Source organism: uncultured Gemmiger sp., from assembly GCF_934561205.1.
Taxonomy (GTDB): Bacteria; Bacillota; Clostridia; order Oscillospirales; family Ruminococcaceae; genus Gemmiger.
Window position 1 is genome coordinate 134,695 of the sequence record NZ_CAKTFU010000006.1, and the last position, 17,771, is coordinate 152,465.

Here is a 17,771-nt window from a genome sequence, read left to right on the forward strand (position 1 = left end):
GCTTTTTGTGTACGGTGAAAACGGGTGTGTACTAAAAAGTGTACTTACATATAAAAAGTGCGTAGACTCGGACGAATCTACGCGCTTTTTTCTGGTGGAGCTGATGGGAGTCGAACCCATGTCCGAAAGGAAATCGGTTAGAGTATCTCCGGGTGCAGCGTGTTTATTAAATTTCCCTTGGCGCGGGCGAATACGCACGCACTACGCCTTGGTAGCTTCGTAAATACCTGACGGGCTGCCAAGCTCAGGCCCGTGCATGTTCAGTACCTAATCGACGCCTTGACCCTGCACGGTACTAATGCAGGCAAGACGGTCGCGCCTAATTAGGCAGCGACGGCAACAGAATAATCGTTGTCAGTTAATTTTAGTTTGGCGCTTTTAACGTGGTGCACCGCCACGACCCGCTGCTCACGCCTTTCTCCCCCCGTCGAAACCATTACAGCCCCGCATATTCGGCGGGCGCAAACCCGCCGGGAAAGATAACGTAAACGAAATTTTACGATTTATCGCTGCGTTTTCAGTGCGCGGTCAATGTCGCGCTTGGCATCACGCGCCGCAGCCGAGGCGCGCTTGTCGTACAGCTTTTTGCCCTTGCAAAGCCCCAACTCCACCTTGACGCGCCCCTGCTTGAAGTACATCGAAAGCGGTACCAGCGTGTAGCCCTGCAGCTTGATCTGCTGCCCCAGACGGCGAATTTCCGCCTTGTGTGCCAGCAGCTTGCGCGGACGTAGGGGGTCTTTGTTGAAGATGTTCCCCTGCTCATACGGGCTGATGTGAATGCCCTTGGCGATCAGCTCGCCGTCCTCGATGTCCGCCCAGGAATCCTTCAGGTTCACGCCGCCGGCGCGCAGGCTTTTTACCTCGGTGCCGACCAGCGCAATGCCGGTTTCCAGCGCCTCGACCACAAAGTATTCGTGGCGCACTTCGCGGTTTTGGGCAATCAACTTTTTGCCGGATTTTTCCTCAGCCACAAAATGCACCTCCCTTGCAGTATCGCAACTGTTCCCAGATTATAACGCGGCCGTGTGCAAAAGTCAAGGGGTCACAGCTCCCCGCGACCCTGCAGGGCGCGGTACAGCGTGGTCTCGTCGGCAAATTCCAGGCTGGAACCCACCGGCAGGCCGTAGGCAAGGCGCGTGGTCTTGATGCCCAGGGGCTTGATGAGCTTGGCCAGGTACATCGCCGTTGCCTCGCCCTCGACCGTGGGGCTGGTTGCCATAATGACCTCCTTGACGGTGTCGTTCAGGCGAGCCAGCAGCTCTTTTACGCAAAGCTGGTCGGCGGTCACGCCGTCAATGGGAGAGATCAGCCCGTGCAGGACATGGTACAGACCGTTAAATTCGTGCGTGCGCTCGATGGATTTTACATCGCGGGGCTTTTCGACCACGCAGATGACGCTGCGGTCACGCTTTTGCGAGGCGCAAATTTTGCACACTTCCCCGCCGGTGTAATCCTGGCAGATACGGCAGCGGCGCAGCTGGGTCTTGGCGCACTCGATCGCCTTGGCAAGCTCCATGGCCTGGTCGTTGGGCATGGCCATGACCTGATACGCCATGCGCATGGCGCTTTTGCGCCCTACACCGGGAAACCGGGCAAACTGGTCGGCCAGATTTTCCAGCGGATCGGCATTTTGCTGCATAGCGAGGTCTCCTTAGCCCAGGCCGGGGATGTTCAGCCCGCCGGTCAGCTTGGACATTTCTTCCTCGGAGTCCTTGTCCACGGCAGAAACCGCACTGTTGACGGCGGCGGCGATCAGATCCTCCAGCATCTCGATGTCATCGGGGTCAACGGCCTCGGGTTTGATGCTGACAGCCACGACCTCGTGCTTGCCGTTCATCGTCACGCTGACCATCTCGCCGCTGGCGGTGCCGGTGTATTCCTTGGCTTCCAGCTCCTCCTGCTTGGCGCGGATGTTCTCCTGCATTTTCTGGACCTGGCGCATCATGGCGTTGGGGTCGGGACGGCCGAAGCCCTGGGGCATTCTTGCTTTCATAGGTGTTCCTCCTGCTGTCTTTGCGACAGAACGTTATTTATCATCAATTTGAATCGTTACGCCCATGGACTGCATGGTGCGCAGCGTATCCTCTAAATCGGGTGCGCCGTGGGCAGTCTCTGCCTTGGGCGGCTCGTAGGGGCCGATGCCGCACTTGATGTGCGATACCTTATAGATGGCCTCTTTCAGCTTTTTGTTGACCTCTTTGTTGCTGCGGGCGTAATCGCGGAAGGCATCGCTGCACTCAAACAGCACGCGGGTGCCGTCGTAGTACGCCTTGGTGCCGCGCAGGAAAGAAATCAGCATGGCGTCGGTTTCCTCCAACTCCTGCAAGACATTTGTCCATTGCGGGAACGGCTGCAGCGGTCCTGCCTGTTTGGGGGCAGGTCTGCGCGCGGCAGGCTTGGCGGCGGGCGGCGGCGCAGAGGGTGTCGGGGGTGCGGGGCGCAGCTCCGGCTGCAGGAAGGGCGGCTCGTCGTCGTCCAAGGGCGGGGGCAGCTCCTCCCCTGCCGTGGTTTGCAGCGGCGGCGGGGCAGCCTTTACGGCGGGCGCAGCAGGCGCCGCGGGGGCAGAGGCAAACGCCTGCGGTGCGGCAGCAAAGGTCTGGGGCGCTGCGGGCTGCGCGGAGGCAGGCTGGGCGGCGACCACGGGCTGCGTCAGCGAGAAAACCGCCAATTCCAGCTCAATACGCTGGTCGGTGCCGCGGCTCATCTTGTCCAGCGCCGTGCCGAACGCATTGATAGCGCGCACGGCCTCGGTCTGCGGGGTTTCGCTGCGGGCGGCGTAGGCGGCTTCCTCCTCCGGAGAAATGCCCGTGAGCAGTGCCGTGCCGCCCTGCAAAGAGCAGAGCATCAAATTGCGGTAGTGCCCGGCCAGTTCCATGCAGAGCCGACGCATATCCACGCTTTTTTGGCGCAGCTCGGCGATTTTTTCCAGCGCGGCCACGGCGTTCTGCGCGGCGATGGCGTCGCTGATGTCAAACAGATAGCTGCGGTCGGTCACGCCCGCCATGCGGCGCACCAGCGCTTCGTCCACGGTGTTGTCCACACCGGCGCAGGTGTCCAGGATGGAAAGCGCATCGCGCATCGCGCCGTCTGCCAGACGTCCGATGAGCCGGGCAGCGGCGGGGTCAAGGTCGATGTTCTCCTGCCCGGCGACATAGGTCAGGCGGGCGGCGATATCCTCGGCGGTGATGCGGGCAAAATCGTACCGCTGGCAGCGGCTTAAAATGGTGACAGGCACCTTTTGCACATCGGTGGTCGCCAGAATAAAGATGACGTGTTCGGGCGGCTCCTCCATCGTTTTGAGCAGCGCGTTGAACGCCGCTGTGGACAGCATATGAACTTCGTCGATGATATATACTTTATATTTGCAGACCGAGGGCAGATACGCGACTTCATCGCGCAGGTCGCGGATGTCGTCCACACTGTTGTTGGAGGCGGCGTCCATCTCGATAATGTCCATGATGGAGCCGTCCTCAATGCCCTTGCAGACGGCGCATTCGCAGCAGGGGTCGGGGCTGGAGGTGTCCGTGCAGTTGACCGCCTTGGCAAAAATTTTGGCGCAGGTGGTCTTGCCGGTGCCGCGCGTGCCGGTGAACAGGTAGGCGTGACCGATGCGCCCGGCGGCGATCTGGTTTTGCAGCGCGGTGACGATGGGGGTCTGCCCCACCACGTCGGCAAAGCGGCGGGGACGCCATTTGCGGTATAACGCGCGATACATAATGCCATACCTCCCATACAATACAAAAGGCGGGCAGAGCACGCGGCTGCGCTGCTTTGCATACAGATGCAGGTTTGCCGCGGCACCGGGCAAACGCCGCTTAATGCTGCTCGGTTCCCCGCCTGACATGGTTCACGGGCCGCCCGCGCACGGGACCTGCATCTGTATGCGAAACAGCGCAATTCAGCCCTGTCCGCTTTTAGTATTATACAATATGCGCGGGGCAAATGCAAGGGGCAAAATGCGCGCCCCCAAAAATAATTTGAAAAAGTTGCAAAAACCTGTTGACAAATGCCGTGGATCGCGCTATAATAACAAAGTCGCCTGACGAAAGTGACGCGCTCCCATGGGGGATTAGCTCAGCTGGGAGAGCGCTTGCATGGCATGCAAGAGGTCACCGGTTCGATCCCGGTATTCTCCACCACAAAGATCACCGCAATCGCGGTGGTCTTTTTTGTTTTGCAAGAAAATACCAAGAAAAAGCCCCGTCTGCTCAGGCAAACGGGGCTTTTCTCATAGCATATTATCCCAAAAGCTGCTTGGCGACGTCGGCGCTGGCCTTGGCGTCCTTGCAGTAGTAGTCGGCACCGATCATCCTGGCGTAGTCGGGGGTCAGCACCGCGCCGCCCACCATGACCTTGCAGTCCAGCCCGGCGGCGTGCAGGGCCTCGATGGTCGCCTGCATATTGGGTACGGTGGTGGTCATCAGCGCCGAAAGCCCCACCAGCTTGGCACCGGTGCGCTGTACGGCCTCGACCACGCGTTCTGGCGGCACATCACGGCCCAGGTCCAGAACATCGTAGCCGTAGTTTTCCAGAATGACGCGCACAATGTTTTTGCCGATATCATGTACATCGCCCTTGACGGTGGCAATGACGATGCGCCCCTTGCTGCCGGTTGCCTGACCGGAGGCGGCGATTTTGGCCTTGATGGCTTCAAATGCCGCCTGTGCGGCGGTGGCTGCCTGCAGCAGCTGCGGCAGAAAGACACTGCCCTTTTCAAAGCCGTCGCCCACGGCGTCCAGGGCGGGGATCAGCGAGAAGTTGACGACCTCCAGCGGGTCATGCAGCAGCAGGGCGGCATCGGCGGCAATCTTGGCCTCGGCCTTTAAGCCGCGGCGCACGGCCTCGTACAGGGCGTCGCCGCTTTGGGCGCTCCCCTGCTGCGCGGCGGCGGTCTTGAGCGTCTGGGTAGTTTGCAGCTGCACGTCAGCGTAGGCGGCTACATAGTCGGCGCTCTGCGGGTCCTGGCAGGTCAGCACGCGGTAGGCGCGCACGGCGGCCATCATTTCGGGGGTGTTGGGGTTCATGATGGCCAGATCCAGCCCGGCGGACATTGCCATCGTCAGGAACGCCGTGTTCAGATACCCGCGGCAGGGCAAGCCGAAGCTGATGTTGGACACACCCAGCACCGTGCGCACGCCCAGTTCCCGCTTGCAGCGGGCAAGGGCTGCCAGCGTCTGGGCGGCACCCTCCTGTTGGGCGCTGGCGGTCAGGGTCAGGCAGTCGATGTAGATATCCTCGTTGGGGATGCCTGCCGCGTTGGCGGCGGCGGTGATTTTTTGGGCAATGGCAAAGCGTCCCTCGGCTGTCGGGGGGATGCCTTTTTCATCCAAAGTCAGGCCGACGACGGCGGCACCGTACTTTTTGCACAGCGGCAAAATGGCGTCCAGCACCTTTTGCTCGCCGTTGACCGAGTTGACGATGGGCTTGCCGTTGTAGATGCGCAGCGCCCGCGCAAGGGCGGCGGGGTCGGTGGAATCCAGCTGCAGGGGCAGGTCGGTGACGGCTTGCAGTTCCTGGACAAGATGCTCCAGCGTGGCAGCTTCGTCAATGCCGGGCAGACCCGCGTTGACGTCCAGCACCTGAGCGCCCGCCTCGGCCTGGGCGACCGCCTGTGCGCAGGGGTAGGCGCTGTCGCCGTCGCGCAGGGCCTGCTGCAGCCGTTTTTTGCCGGTGGGGTTGATGCGCTCGCCCACCACGGTGATGCCCTGCACGTCCACAAAACGCACGGGGGTACACAGGCTGCTGCGGCGCAGCGGAATCTTATCGGCGGGGGTCTGCGCGGCAAAGGCGTCGCGCAGCGCCGCAATAAAGGCGGGGGTCGTGCCGCAGCAGCCGCCCAGCATCGAGATACCCGTGGCGGCGTACTCCTGCATTTCGGCGGCAAATTCGGCAGCGTTCAGGTTGTAGCTGCCGTCCGGGTTGGGCAGCCCCGCGTTGGGCTTGACAAACACCGGCACCCCGGCGGGGACGCTGCGGCACAGCCGCTTGGCAAAGGGCAGAATTTCCTTGGGACCCAGCGAGCAGTTGATGCCCACGGCGTCCGCCCCCAGCCCCACGGCGGTGACGGCGTAGCTTTCCACGGTGCAGCCCGTAAAGGTGCGCCCGCGCGCTTCAAAGCTCATCGAGGTGAACACCGGTAGGGTGCAGTTTTCCTTGGCAGCAAGGATGGCGGCCTTCAATTCGTACAGGTCGGTCATGGTTTCCAAAAACACCAGGTCTGCCCCCGCTTCGGCACCCAGCCGAATGACCTCGGCAAAGCGGTCATAGGCGTCGGCAAAGGCAAGCGTCCCAGCGGGGGCAAGCAGCTCGCCCAAGGGGCCGATATCCAGGCCTACAAGGGCGCCGGTTTCCTTGGCAGCGGTGCGGGCGCAGGCAAGGGATGCCTGTATGACCTGCTGCAGGGTATAGCCGCAGCCCGCCAGCTTTTTGGCGTTGGCACCAAAGGTGTTGGCCAGCAGGATATCCGCCCCGGCGGCGGCATAGTCGCGGTGGATGGCGGTCAGGGTGTCGGGCATGGTCAGGGCGGCCAGTTCCGGCTTTTCGCCGGGCTGCAGCCCGCGGCTTTGCAGCTGCGTACCCATACCGCCGTCCAGCAGCACAAAGCGGCGGCGGTCAAAAACTTCACGAATCTGCACAGGTGATCCCCCTCTTGCGGTAAGCACATTTTTTTTGCAGGTGGCAGGTGGCACAACCCGCGCGATACCCCGTTACGGGGTGATCGGCGGCACCTAAAATGGCTGTGGTGCTTTTGCGCGGCGAAAGCAAATGCTGCTCGGTGACGGCCAGCCCGCACCCGCGCACGGTGTCGATGGCAAGGCAGAGTTCATCGTTCAGCGCAAGCGGGCAGTCGCCGTAGCCGGGGGCATAGCGCCCGGTCAGGTACAGCCCGCGCTGCTGCAGAAAATACGTCCGCTGTTCTGCTTCCAGCGCATCGCAGACCTGCTCCAGCAGCACCGAGGCCATAGCGTCAGCGGCGGTGGCCAGCGCAATGTCCGAAAGCTCCAGCCGGCGCAGCAGCTTGTCCAGCTCGCCGCCTAAGGTGGCGGCCATCAGCAGCAGATGGCTGCAGCCCTCGAGATGACGGCGCAGGTCGTTCCCCTGCCCTTCTGTCGGCAGGGCGCTGCGGGGCAGAAGCCGCAGCGCGGCGCGGGGCGTGGCGGCATCCAGCACCAGTGCCTCCGCCTTGTCCAAAAGGGCGGTGGCGGCGGCATCGGGCTGCCAGCCCGCCGCACCCATATAGCGCAGGGCGGTGGCGCGGTCAATGACCGCAGGTTTCGGGCGCTGCATTACAGCAGGTCCTTGATGCCGTCGTAAATCTTTTCTGCCACGGCGGCATCGTTCATAGCGTACAGGTGCACACCGTCGGCGCCGCCCTCAATGAGGTCGCGCAGCTGGCGCACGGCGTAGTCGATGCCCGCATCGTACAGGGCGGCGGGGTCGTCCTGCCAGCGGGAGATCATACGGGTAAACTCCGACGGCAGGCTGGCGGAGGAAAGCGCCACCGTGCGCTCGATCTGATTGCGCTTGACGATGGGCATCACCCCGGCGGAGATCGGCAGGGTGACCCCGGCGCGGCGCGCCAGATTCAGGAAACGGTAAAAGCAGGTATTGTCAAAGAACAGCTGGGTCAAAAGATGCTCGGCTCCGGCGCGCTGCTTGATGCAAAGATTTTCCACGTCCTTGCGCAGGGTTTCGCTTTCGGGGTGGCCCTCGGGGTAGCAGGCACCGTGAACCGAAAAATGCGGCTTCTTGTATTTGATGAAATGCGCAAGGTCGCTGGCGTGGGCAAAATCCGGGCTTTCGGGGCGGGCGGGGGTGCGGTCGCCGCGCAGCGCCAGCACGTCCCGCACACCGATGGCGTCCAGCTGGTTCAGCACCGCGGCGGCGGAGGCTTCGTCATTGCCCATGCAGATCAGGTGCGCCAAGGCGGGAATGTGCAGCTCGTTCTGGATGAAATCCGCCACCTCCACGGTGGAGACACCGCCCGCCGAGCCGCCCGCGCCGAAGGTGACGCTGATAAAATCAGGGTGCAGATTTTGCATGGCGGTCAAGGTGGCTTTCATCTTGTCCATCTGGGTGGTCTGCTTCGGGGGGAAGCACTCGATGGAAAAAACACAGCGCTTGGTTTGAAACATCTCGGTAATGGTCATAGCGTCCTCCCCGCACTCAGGCGGCTTCTTGTACGGAACTTGCCGTTGCAACGTCCAAAATCCCGTTGTCATAGGTAAACATCAGTGTGCCGGACTCGTCGGTGCGCCAAACCTCGGCACCGACGGCGGCAAAGCTTTGCAGGGCTTCGCGATGGGGATGGCCGTAGTCGTTGTCAAGCCCGCAGCTGACCGCCACGGCACAGGGGCGGACAAGCTGCAAAAAGGAAAGTGTGTTGGAGGTGGCCGAGCCGTGATGCCCGGCCTTGAACAAATCGGCCCGCAGGGCGGGGCCGTAGGTGTCGGCCAAAAGCTGCTCGACCTCTTTTTCGGCGTCGCCGGTGTCCAAAAAACGGAAATCTCCGACGGCAAACATCGTGCAGAGCGAGGCATTGTTGACGTTGGCAGTCAGCTCCGGCGCACTTTCGTCGGGCAGCAGCCCGCCGTGCAAAACGGTCAGGCTGCCGCTGCCCAGCGGGTAGCTTTGTTCGTTCACGGCGGTGGTGACGGCTGTCCCCTGCCCTTCGGCGGCTTGCAGAATGCTGCGCGGCCAGCCGGGCAGGTAAACGTCCGGCGCGGCGGGGATTTCCTCCGGCTGCCAGTAGGGCAGCAGCAGGGTTTCCACGGGCAGGGTGTCCAGCACGGCGCGCGCCCCGCCGGTGTGGTCGGCGTGGGGGTGGGTCAGCACAAGATAGCGCAGACTTTCAACGCCCAGCTCGTCCAAATCGGCCAGCAGTATGTCGGCGGAATCGGCCGTGCCGGTGTCTATCAGGCAGGCCTCACCGTCTTGCAGCAGCAGTACGGCATCCCCCTGCCCTACGTCCAGCACCAGCACCGCTGTGCTGCCCTGCGGCGGCTGCGGCAGGGTGTCGCCTGTCAGGCCGGTCAAACGGTAAAGCGCATCCCAGCTGTGGGTCGCCTCTATAAAATAGGTAGCGACCAGCAGCACCGCCGCCAGCAGCAGCGGACGCCAACGGCGGCGCAGCCGGTCAAAAACCGATGCGCGGTCAGGCTTCATCATAGTTTGCATTGAGCTTTCGCTCCTGCCACTGGGCGCGGGTCACCAGCACGGCGCGGGGCTTGGCACCCTCGTAGGGGCCGATGACCTTTTCCTGCTCCATCTGGTCCATGATGCGGGCGGCACGGGCATAGCCCAGCTTGCAGCGGCGCTGCAGCAGACTGGTGGACGCCTGCCCGGCCTCAATAACGCACTCGACGGCCTGTTCAAACATCGGGTCCAGCGCGCCGCCGGTATCGCCGTCGTCATCGCTGCCGCGCTTGCTGCCCTTTTCGGCAACGGCGCGGCGCTCCATCTCGGCAATCATTTCCTCATCGTACTGGGCGGAGGAGGTGGACTTGATAAAGCTCAGTACAGCGCCGATTTCTTCATCCGTGACAAAGGTGCCCTGCACACGCACGGGCTTGGAGGCGCCCACAGGCAGGAACAGCATATCGCCGTAGCCCAGCAGCTTTTCGGCGCCGCCGGAGTCCAGAATGGTGCGGCTGTCGATCTGGCTGGAAACGGCAAAGGCAATGCGGCTGGGAATGTTGGCCTTGATAAGACCCGTGATAACGTCCACGCTGGGGCGCTGGGTGGCAACGATCAGGTGGATGCCGGCGGCGCGGGCCTTCTGCGCAATGCGGCAGATATAATCCTCGACCTCCTTGCCCGCGACCATCATCAAATCGGCCAGCTCGTCGATGATGATGGCAATGTAGGGCAGGTGCTCCATGCCGGTGCGGGCGGCCAGCTTGTTGTAGGCCTTGATCTCACGCACGTTGTTTTCGGCAAACAGCTTGTAACGGCGCTCCATCTCGGCCACGCTGGCACCCAAAGCACCGGCGGCCTTGCGCGGCTCGGTGACGACGGGCATCAAAAGGTGCGGGATACCGTTGTATTCCGCAAGTTCCACGACCTTGGGATCGATCAGAATGAGCTTGACGTCCTCAGGGCCGGAACGGAACAAAAAGCTGATGATGATGGAGTTTACGCAGACGGATTTACCGCTGCCGGTGGAGCCTGCGATCAACAGGTGGGGCATCTTGCACAGGTCGGCGACCTGGGCTGTGCCCGCAATATCCTTGCCCAGCGCCATCGTCAGCGGGCTGCGCATGTTGATGTAGTTCTGGCTTTCAAATACCGTGCGGATATTGACGGTGGAGCGAATTTTGTTGGGCACCTCAATGCCGACGGCGGGCTTGCCGGGAATGGGTGCCTCAATGCGGACACCCGCGGTGGCCAGGTTCAGGGCGATGTCGTCGGCCAGGCTGGTGATGCGGCTGACCTTGATACCGGCCTGGGGCTGCAGTTCATAACGGGTGACAGAGGGACCGCGGCAGATGTCCAGCATGGTGGTTTTTACGCCGAAGCTGTCCAGCGTGTTTACCAGAATGTCGGCGTTTTTCTTCATCTCGCGGGCGGCCCCGGCCTCGTCCTCGGCCTTGGTGGCGTTGAAAAGATTCAGCGAAGGATAGCAGTAAGGCTCAGGCGGCTGCTCGTCGGAGGTGGGCAGACGCATGGATTCGGGGGCCGCCTTGGCGGCGGACGGCGGGGTGTGCACGGGGGCCGAGGCCGAGTTGCCCACAGCGGTGCTGACGCGCAGCTCGGCGGCTTCACCGCCTTGGGGAATGTAGAAACTGTCCTCGGTGCCGCTGCGCACGGGCTGCGCGGCGGGGGCGGCGTTGGCGGTGTAATCGCCCAGAATGTCGCTCAGCGGGCGGCCGGACTGCCAGGCGTCCTTGACGGCGAGGTTGGCGTCCGCAAAGCTGCCGCCCAAAGACGGAATGGCGGGTGCCGCCGCGGCAGCGCGCAGCGCATCGGGAGAGATGACCGTCGTGTCCCCCGGCACACGGCCCGTCATGTCGGGCTGGGCAATCTGCACAGGTTCGGCGGGCACAGGCTGCAGGGGTGTGTCAAACTCGTCGGTCGGGGTCGATTCGGCCGGCAGGTCGATGCCGACCTCCTGCGGGGCATAGTAGGGTGCATGGCCGCTGACGGCACGGTTGATCAGCGCGTCCAGCTCATCGGCAGGTTCGGGCTGCGGCTCCGGTTCGGGTTGAAGTTTCAACTCAAAATCCTCCTGCGGGGCGGGCTGTGCAGGGGCGGGAGTCGGCTGGGAAACAGCGTAGCTGCGTGTATTGCTGACGGCAGGCATCGACAGCGGGTCCATGCCGAAGGTGCCGCCGGGGCCGATGTTGACGGGCTGCAGCGGGTCGTGCGCAACGGCGTTTTGCAGGGTTTTGTCGGTTGGCTGGGGGCCGAGGTCTACGTCAAAATCCGGGCGGCGGGCAGCAGGCTGCATCGGCGCGGCGGGCTGCATCGGTGCGGCAGGCTGTACGGGGTCAGCCGCGCGGGACTTATGCAGGTCGGCCATGACGTCGTAGGCCGGGTAGTGCGGCTTGTCGGGAACCATGGTCTGGGTCAGGTTCTCGACGGTCTCCGCATCATTTTCAGGCTGAAACAGCGGGGTGTCGTAAGCAGTTTCGCGGGCGGCGCGCTCGGCGCGGTAGTCCTGGTATTTGGCGTACTGTGCCAGGATAAACTCGACGACATCCACAGGGGAAACGGCAAAAAAGAACATAAGGCCGAGCAGAAAAATGAGAATGACCAGCACGTTGGACGCGGGCCGCCCAAACAGCGCCAGCAGTACGGCACCCACGGGGGCACCCAGGACGCCGCCCTCCCAGAAATAGGTGGAGGCGCGGGTGAATAGGAGCTTAACGGCCTCCCATGCGGTGACGTTGGCCAGGTTCAGCCGCGAAAATACGACCGGCACCGCCGAGCACAGAACGCCCATCAGCGATACCTTGGCGGCAAACACGCCGACGCGGTAGCCGCTGGCCAACAGATAGGCTAAATATAAAAGGAAAGGCCCGACCAGATAGCTCATGATGCCGAACAGGCCAAAGTAGGCCTCGCGGAAGGTTTTCCAGAAATTTTGCCCGGGAACCAGCACAAAGGCAACGCAAAGCAGCCCCAGCCCTGCCAGCAGAATACTGGGCATAAAGTTGGGGTTTTCGGCCCGACGCTGGGCGCGGCGGGACGGCTGCTGTGTGCGCGCAGCGCTGCTGCGGCTTTTGGAGGCGGCGGCAGAACGCGAACGGGAAGCGGAGGAACTGCTTCGTTTTTTACTGCTTGACGTGGATTTTTTGGAACGAGATTGTGCCATAGTGATGTGATACCCCTCTAAACGATACTAAAAAATAAGGCCATGCGGCTTTATGCAATATTCCTAATTATTTTATCACGGATGCGGGGGGATGTAAAGTGTTTTCCTTGTGGGGCGGACAAATGGGAGTTTAGAGTGGAGAGTTGAGAGTTTAGAGTTTAGATAAGGTGCGCCCGCGCGGCGGGCGCATCGGACTGTCGAAAAACTCTTGTAGGGGCGAGCATTGCTCGCCCGTGCCCGTTTGCCTTGTAAGAAAACCGTCCCGGAAAACGCGATGCTGCGCCAAGTTGACGGGCGACCAATGGTCGCCCCTACACATTCTTGGACTATTGAATGTGGTTTTTTGACACGTTGGTGTGCCCGCGTTGCGGGCACAGCAAAAAACGAGGGGTTTATTTCTCCCCTCTCCCCTGCTCGATCTCGCGGTACAAAAAGCGCAGGGCGTCGGCCAGACCGCCCAGCTCATCGATCAGGCCCTCTTTCACGGCGGCGGGGCCGTCCAGCACGGTGCCCATGTCCATGACCAGTTCCCCCGTGTTGTGCATCAACTCGGTAAAGCGTTTGGCGCTGATGCCCGAATGTCCCGCAACAAACCCGGCGATGCGCTCCTGCATCTGCTCAAAATAGCGCAGGGTCTGCGGCACACCCAGCACCATGCCGGAGTGCCGCACAGGGTGCACCGTCATGGTGGCGGTGGGCACAATAAAGCTGCGCCGCGCCGCCACGGCCAGCGGGATGCCGATGGAATGTCCCCCGCCCAGAACCAGCGTGGCGCTGGGCTTGGCGGAGCTGGCAATCAATTCGGCCAGCGCAAGACCTGTCTCGACATCGCCGCCTACTGTATTTAATATGACCAATAGCCCCTCGATTTCGGGGTCCTCCTCAATATCGACCAGCTGCGGAATGACGTGCTCGTACTTGGTGGTTTTCTGCGCCTCGGAGGCAAGGGTATGCCCCTCAATGGTGCCGATGACGGTCAGGCAGTGGATGGCATGCCGCCCCTTGGTGGCGGGCACGATGCCGTCCTCGGTGATAAGGTCGTGCTCCAGCCGCTTGAGGGCGGCGGTCTCGGTGGGGTTGTGTGCGGGCTTTTTTGTGCTTTTTTTGGCGTTGGGCTGCATAAAATCCTCTCCTTGTATACAAAATGCCGCTTGTAGTATGGGGCGAAAGATTTCTGACTATGCAGCGGCAAAAACAGGAGAATTTTACAAAAAGAAGAAAAAACTTAGACAAAAAATTGACAAACGGCAAGAAGCATTTTATAATAAACATAGAATTTATCATGATCAGTGCGGCTGCCACTTGGCCGCAAAGAGGTGTAATATGGCTGTACAAAACAAGGTTTCGCTGCCTGTTATCAAGCGTCTGCCGAAATACTATCGGTATCTGACCAACCTTTCTGTCGATGGCAAAGAGAAAATTTCCTCCAGTGAGCTGGCCCGCATGATGGGTACCACCGCCAGTCAGGTGCGGCAGGATTTCAACTGCTTCGGCGGTTTTGGGCAACAGGGCATCGGCTACAAGGTGGATGTGCTGCGCGCCGAGATTGGCAAGCTGCTGTTCGGTGACGGCGAGCGTCTGCCCACCATTTTGATCGGTGCGGGCCATCTCGGCTCGGCCGTGTCCAGCTTTATCAGCCGTGATACCAACGGCTACAAGCTGCTGGGCGTGTTTGATATCAATCCGGACCTCGTCGGCAAGGAAATGTGCGGTGTGCCCATCTACCCGCTGGAGCAGCTGGAGACGTTCTGCAGCACCCACCACCCGGTCGTGGCGGTGCTGTGTGTGCCCCGCCAGAGCGCGGTCGATCTTTCGGGCGAGCTGGTTCGGCTGGGGATTCAGGGCTTTTGGAACTTCAGCCACTATGATCTGTCGGTCGAGTATCCGCAGGTCACGGTGGAGAACGTTCACCTGGGCGACAGCCTGATGAGCCTGGGCTACCGCCTGCGCAATACCGCCGAGGAGTAAAAGGAGCTTTTTTCGATGGCTAAATTGTATTTCCGCTACGGTGCCATGAACAGCGGCAAGACCACCGCCCTGATGCAGGTCGCCTACAACTATAAAGAGCGCGGTATGCGGGTGCTGATCTTGAAGCCCTCGGTGGACACGAAGGGGCAGGATTCCATCGTTTCGCGGCTGGGTATCAGCTGTAAAGTGGATATGCTTGTCACGCCGGACATGGATATCGTCGAGCTGGTGCGGCAGGACATGGCCGCCCACGGCGCACCCGCCTGCGTGCTGTGCGACGAAAGCCAGTTTTTTACCCCCGAACAGGCCGAGCAGCTGTTCCGCGTGACGGTGGATCTGAGCATCCCTGTTATCTGCTACGGGCTGCGGGCGGATTTTATGATGCGGGGGTTCCCCGGCTCGACCCGCCTGTTGGAGCTGGCCCATACCATCGAGGAGCTGAAAACCATCTGCGCCTGCGGCCGCAAGGCCATCTGCAACGGGCGCAAGGTCAACGGCGAGTATGTGTTTGAGGGTGCGCAGGTCGCCATCGACACGGTGGACGATGTGCAATACCAAAGCCTTTGCCCGCAGTGTTGGTACCGTGAATACCGCGCCTTTCTGGCACGGCATAAGCAGGCCGAGTGAGAAACACGTCAGAGCAATATATGCCGCATTGTGTGCAGATTTGCACCGATGCGGCATTTTTTGCGCTCAAAAAGAACAAGAAAAGCATTTCTTGCGCACAATTTTTGCAGAAACAGCGGAAAATGCGCAAAAACGGCACTTTTTGAACAAAGTGCCGCTAATATGTACCGACTATCGAGAGAAAATCCACGACCTTGGCGGGACCGCCAAAGCGAGGACGTAAGGGCGGCAGAAACGATATTGGTCATATTGCACAGATACAACCAGCTCAGTTCAGTCAAATTGACGACGGTGACAAAATGATTACAAGCACAAAAGCAATAAATGCGCGTTTTCCGCGAGAAGAAACTAAATCGGCTATTTTTTTTATGTTTGTATTTTGTTATCATATAGACAAGCGAAAGGCCTACACCGCGGCGGGAATCCCGCGCACGGAACGCCAATAAACAATCGCACTTTTTAGGAGGAAAAACGTATGAAGAAGGCAATCTCTCTTGCTGTTGCCACTGCCATGACCGCCGGCCTGCTGGCCGGCTGCGGCACCGCAGCATCCAGCAGCTCCGCAGCTGCCGCCGACTCCACCCCCGCTGCTTCCAGCACCGAGGCTGTTGCTGCCGAGGGTCATGAGGTCAACACCACCGATCCCATCGAGCTGAGCATCAGCTGGTGGGGCGGCGACTCCCGCCACGAGGCTTACCAGAAGGCTCTGGAAGCTTTCCAGCAGAAGTACCCCAACATTACCGTTACCACCAACTACGGCGCATGGTCCGGCTGGGAAGAAGCCCAGTCCACCGCACTGGCTGCTAATCAGGGTTCTGACGTGATGCAGGTCAACTGGAACTGGCTGTACCAGTACAGCCCCACGGCCGAGAAGTTCGTTGACCTGCGCGACTACAGCGATGTCATCGACCTGACCCAGTGGAGCGACGCCGCCAAGAACGCCTGCATCGTGGGCGACGCCCTGCAGGCTGTGCCTATCTCCATGACCGGCCGTATCTTCTACTGGAACATGAACACCTTCAAGGCCGCCGGCATTGAGAATGTTCCCACCAGCTATGACGACCTGCTCGCCGCCGGCAAGGCTTTCAAAGAGAAGCTGGGCAACGACTACTATCCTCTGGCTATCGGTCAGTACGACCGTATGATCCTGATGACCTACTACCTCGAATCCAACTACGGCAAGGCCTGGGTTGAGAACAACGAGTGCCAGTACACCGAGGAAGAGATCGTTGACGGTCTGAACTTCATCCAGTCCCTGGAGGACAACCACGTTATCCCCAGCCGTGAGACCATGATCGCCGCCGGCTTCGATTCCATCGATAAGTCCGAGCAGTGGATCGGCGGCAAGTACGCCGGCATCTTCGAGTGGGACTCCGCCGCCAACAAGTACTACGGCGCTCTGGAGGATAACTCCGGCTTCACCGTCGGTGAGGAGATCAAGTTCGGCGACAAGGCCAACGGCGGCTTCTCCAAGGTTTCCATGGGCATGGCCATCACCACCTCCTGCCAGCATCCCGTTGAGGCTGCTGCCCTGATCGACTTCCTGTGGAACGGCGAGGGCGCTGCCATCATGGGTTCCGAGTGCGGCATCCCCGCTTCCGCTGCCGGTCTGGCTGCTGCTCAGGCTGCCGACGCCGTGAAGCCCCTGGTTCTCGAGGCCAACACCAAGGTTCTGGCTTTCGTGGACTTCCCCCTGGACCCCTACTTCGAGTCCAGCAAGCTGAAGGACACCACCGAGGGTGTTTACACCGACGTGTTCGACGGCTTCAGCTACGGCGAGTACAGCGCTGAGGAAGCTGCTGGGATTCTGCTGGATGGCGTCACCAACGTTCTGAACGCTGCCTGATTTGCCCTTATAGTTTCGTAACGAAAGTCGGCCCAGCCCCGTTACCGGCGGGGCCGACTTCCTTTGTTTGCACACACACGCTGCCGAAAAGGAGGTTTTTGGATGAGCACTACCGCCGCCAAAACAGTGAGCCGCACCCCGTTCAAGAAATGGTGCGACGAAAACACCGGCCTGTTTTTCCTGATTCCGTGGATTCTCGGTTTCCTGATTTTCAAGGCATACCCGTTTGCCAGTTCGCTGGTATACAGCTTTACTGACCTGAACTTCTTCAAGGGCATCCATCAGTACGGCATCATGAACTATGTAGAGATTTTCACCACCCGTAAGACCGTTTCGGTGCTGCTGACCACCGTCAAGTACGCCTTTATCACGGTCCCCCTCAAGCTGATCTTTGCTTTGTTCATCGCTTACATCCTGAACTTCAAGATCAAGTTCGTCAACCTGTTCCGCACGGTGTACTACATCCCCTCCATTCTGGGCGGCTCTGTGGCCATTGCGGTTCTGTGGCGTGCCCTGTTTAAGGACACCGGCATCATCAACACCATTTTGGCCATCTTCGGTGTGGCCGGTCCCAACTGGCTGGCCGACAAGCAGTGGGCGCTGTTCGTCATCTGCCTGCTGCGTGTGTGGCAGTTCGGCTCCGCCATGGTGCTGTTCCTCGCCGCGCTGAAAGGCGTGCCTGCCGATCTGTACGAGGCTGCCACCATCGACGGTGCCTCCAAGACCAAGCAGTTCTTCTCCATCACCGTGCCGATGATCACCCCCGTTATCTTCTACAACCTGGTCACCCAGATCGCTCAGGCTTTCCAGGAATTCAACGGCCCCTACATCATCACCCAGGGCGGTCCCCGCAATGCAACCACGCTGGTTTCGCTGCTGATCTACAACTACGCCTTCAGGTCCAACGAAATGGGTATGGCGTGTGCTTTGGCATGGGTCATGTTCATCGCCGTTGCCCTGCTGACGGTTATTGCCTTCAGCAGCCAGAAACACTGGGTCTACTACGCTGATTAA

The 17,771-nt window shown here is 60.7% G+C and carries 14 protein-coding genes, 1 tRNA gene and 2 other RNA genes; 5 read left to right on the top strand and 12 right to left on the bottom strand.

Translation table 11 applies throughout. The annotated features are described in order from the left end of the window. Nucleotides 1–92: 92 nt before the first annotated feature. From ssrA to ffs, 6 genes are all read right to left on the bottom strand, one after another. Nucleotides 93–446, bottom strand: a transfer-messenger RNA (tmRNA) gene (gene ssrA, locus Q0I19_RS05830). A gap of 57 nt (nucleotides 447–503) precedes the next feature. Continuing rightward, a complete protein-coding gene (gene smpB / locus Q0I19_RS05835) occupies nucleotides 504–971 on the bottom strand; it encodes an SsrA-binding protein SmpB (protein ID WP_294759311.1) in 468 nt (155 codons plus the stop codon). A 71-nt stretch (nucleotides 972–1,042) separates the two neighbouring features. Further along, entirely contained in the window at nucleotides 1,043–1,639 is a 597-nt protein-coding gene (gene recR / locus Q0I19_RS05840) for a recombination mediator RecR (RefSeq protein WP_294759313.1), read from the bottom strand. A 12-nt stretch (nucleotides 1,640–1,651) separates the two neighbouring features. Further along, on the bottom strand, nucleotides 1,652–1,993 hold the full coding sequence (locus tag Q0I19_RS05845; protein WP_294759314.1) for a YbaB/EbfC family nucleoid-associated protein: 342 nt from the start codon (nucleotides 1,991–1,993) through the stop codon (nucleotides 1,652–1,654). Nucleotides 1,994–2,026: 33 nt separating this feature from the next. Then, nucleotides 2,027–3,715 (bottom strand): DNA polymerase III subunit gamma/tau, encoded by a 1,689-nt coding sequence (gene dnaX, locus Q0I19_RS05850; protein ID WP_294759315.1) that lies wholly within the window; start codon nucleotides 3,713–3,715, stop codon nucleotides 2,027–2,029. Nucleotides 3,716–3,778: 63 nt separating this feature from the next. Further along, nucleotides 3,779–3,877, bottom strand: an RNA gene (gene ffs, locus Q0I19_RS05855) — signal recognition particle sRNA small type. A gap of 186 nt (nucleotides 3,878–4,063) precedes the next feature. Between ffs and Q0I19_RS05860 the strand changes: the two genes are divergently transcribed. Beyond that, a tRNA-Ala gene (locus tag Q0I19_RS05860) sits at nucleotides 4,064–4,139 on the top strand. A 99-nt stretch (nucleotides 4,140–4,238) separates the two neighbouring features. Here the strand turns inward: Q0I19_RS05860 and Q0I19_RS05865 are convergent. The 6 genes from Q0I19_RS05865 to Q0I19_RS05890 form a co-directional block, all read right to left on the bottom strand. Beyond that, the gene (locus tag Q0I19_RS05865; RefSeq protein ID WP_294759317.1) at nucleotides 4,239–6,635 is read right to left on the bottom strand and encodes a homocysteine S-methyltransferase family protein; all 2,397 of its coding nucleotides are present in this window, start codon (nucleotides 6,633–6,635) and stop codon (nucleotides 4,239–4,241) included. Further along, complete coding sequence (locus Q0I19_RS05870) at nucleotides 6,622–7,287, bottom strand: methionine synthase (protein WP_294759319.1); 666 nt, start codon at nucleotides 7,285–7,287, stop codon at nucleotides 6,622–6,624. The genes Q0I19_RS05865 and Q0I19_RS05870 overlap by 14 nt, the downstream gene beginning before the upstream one ends. Then, nucleotides 7,287–8,150 (bottom strand): methylenetetrahydrofolate reductase, encoded by an 864-nt coding sequence (locus tag Q0I19_RS05875; protein ID WP_294759321.1) that lies wholly within the window; start codon nucleotides 8,148–8,150, stop codon nucleotides 7,287–7,289. The genes Q0I19_RS05870 and Q0I19_RS05875 overlap by 1 nt, the downstream gene beginning before the upstream one ends. Nucleotides 8,151–8,166: 16 nt before the next feature. Beyond that, entirely contained in the window at nucleotides 8,167–9,177 is a 1,011-nt protein-coding gene (locus Q0I19_RS05880) for a ComEC/Rec2 family competence protein (RefSeq protein ID WP_294759322.1), read from the bottom strand. Further along, nucleotides 9,155–12,316, bottom strand: coding sequence for a DNA translocase FtsK (locus Q0I19_RS05885; protein WP_294759324.1), 3,162 nt, complete (start codon nucleotides 12,314–12,316; stop codon nucleotides 9,155–9,157). Before Q0I19_RS05885 ends, Q0I19_RS05880 begins: the two co-directional genes overlap by 23 nt. Before the next feature lie 392 nt (nucleotides 12,317–12,708). Further along, nucleotides 12,709–13,437 (bottom strand): ATP-dependent Clp protease proteolytic subunit, encoded by a 729-nt coding sequence (locus tag Q0I19_RS05890; RefSeq protein WP_294759326.1) that lies wholly within the window; start codon nucleotides 13,435–13,437, stop codon nucleotides 12,709–12,711. A gap of 202 nt (nucleotides 13,438–13,639) precedes the next feature. Here Q0I19_RS05890 and Q0I19_RS05895 point away from each other — a divergent pair, with 202 nt between their 5' ends. From Q0I19_RS05895 to Q0I19_RS05910, 4 genes are all read left to right on the top strand, one after another. Continuing rightward, on the top strand, nucleotides 13,640–14,284 hold the full coding sequence (locus Q0I19_RS05895) for a redox-sensing transcriptional repressor Rex (RefSeq protein ID WP_294759327.1): 645 nt from the start codon (nucleotides 13,640–13,642) through the stop codon (nucleotides 14,282–14,284). A 15-nt stretch (nucleotides 14,285–14,299) separates the two neighbouring features. After that, nucleotides 14,300–14,911, top strand: coding sequence for a thymidine kinase (locus tag Q0I19_RS05900; protein WP_294759329.1), 612 nt, complete (start codon nucleotides 14,300–14,302; stop codon nucleotides 14,909–14,911). 475 nt (nucleotides 14,912–15,386) lie between these two features. Further along, the gene (locus Q0I19_RS05905) at nucleotides 15,387–16,757 is read left to right on the top strand and encodes an extracellular solute-binding protein (RefSeq protein ID WP_294759330.1); all 1,371 of its coding nucleotides are present in this window, start codon (nucleotides 15,387–15,389) and stop codon (nucleotides 16,755–16,757) included. 102 nt (nucleotides 16,758–16,859) lie between these two features. Continuing rightward, nucleotides 16,860–17,771: a sugar ABC transporter permease gene (locus Q0I19_RS05910; protein WP_294759331.1), complete on the top strand. Its 912-nt coding sequence runs from the start codon at nucleotides 16,860–16,862 to the stop codon at nucleotides 17,769–17,771.

What these genes read in the sequence shown, in the direction of transcription:
- recR (WP_294759313.1), bottom strand. Translation starts at nt 1,639, where the DNA reads ATGCAGCAAAATGCCGATCCGCTGGAAAATCTGGCCGACCAGTTTGCC.
- Q0I19_RS05845 (WP_294759314.1), bottom strand. Translation starts at nt 1,993, where the DNA reads ATGAAAGCAAGAATGCCCCAGGGCTTCGGCCGTCCCGACCCCAACGCC.
- dnaX (WP_294759315.1), bottom strand. Translation starts at nt 3,715, where the DNA reads ATGTATCGCGCGTTATACCGCAAATGGCGTCCCCGCCGCTTTGCCGAC.
- Q0I19_RS05870 (WP_294759319.1), bottom strand. Translation starts at nt 7,287, where the DNA reads ATGCAGCGCCCGAAACCTGCGGTCATTGACCGCGCCACCGCCCTGCGC.
- Q0I19_RS05875 (WP_294759321.1), bottom strand. Translation starts at nt 8,150, where the DNA reads ATGACCATTACCGAGATGTTTCAAACCAAGCGCTGTGTTTTTTCCATC.
- Q0I19_RS05880 (WP_294759322.1), bottom strand. Translation starts at nt 9,177, where the DNA reads ATGCAAACTATGATGAAGCCTGACCGCGCATCGGTTTTTGACCGGCTG.
- Q0I19_RS05885 (WP_294759324.1), bottom strand. Translation starts at nt 12,316, where the DNA reads ATGGCACAATCTCGTTCCAAAAAATCCACGTCAAGCAGTAAAAAACGA.
- Q0I19_RS05890 (WP_294759326.1), bottom strand. Translation starts at nt 13,437, where the DNA reads ATGCAGCCCAACGCCAAAAAAAGCACAAAAAAGCCCGCACACAACCCC.
- Q0I19_RS05895 (WP_294759327.1), top strand. Translation starts at nt 13,640, where the DNA reads ATGGCTGTACAAAACAAGGTTTCGCTGCCTGTTATCAAGCGTCTGCCG.
- Q0I19_RS05900 (WP_294759329.1), top strand. Translation starts at nt 14,300, where the DNA reads ATGGCTAAATTGTATTTCCGCTACGGTGCCATGAACAGCGGCAAGACC.
- Q0I19_RS05905 (WP_294759330.1), top strand. Translation starts at nt 15,387, where the DNA reads ATGAAGAAGGCAATCTCTCTTGCTGTTGCCACTGCCATGACCGCCGGC.
- Q0I19_RS05910 (WP_294759331.1), top strand. Translation starts at nt 16,860, where the DNA reads ATGAGCACTACCGCCGCCAAAACAGTGAGCCGCACCCCGTTCAAGAAA.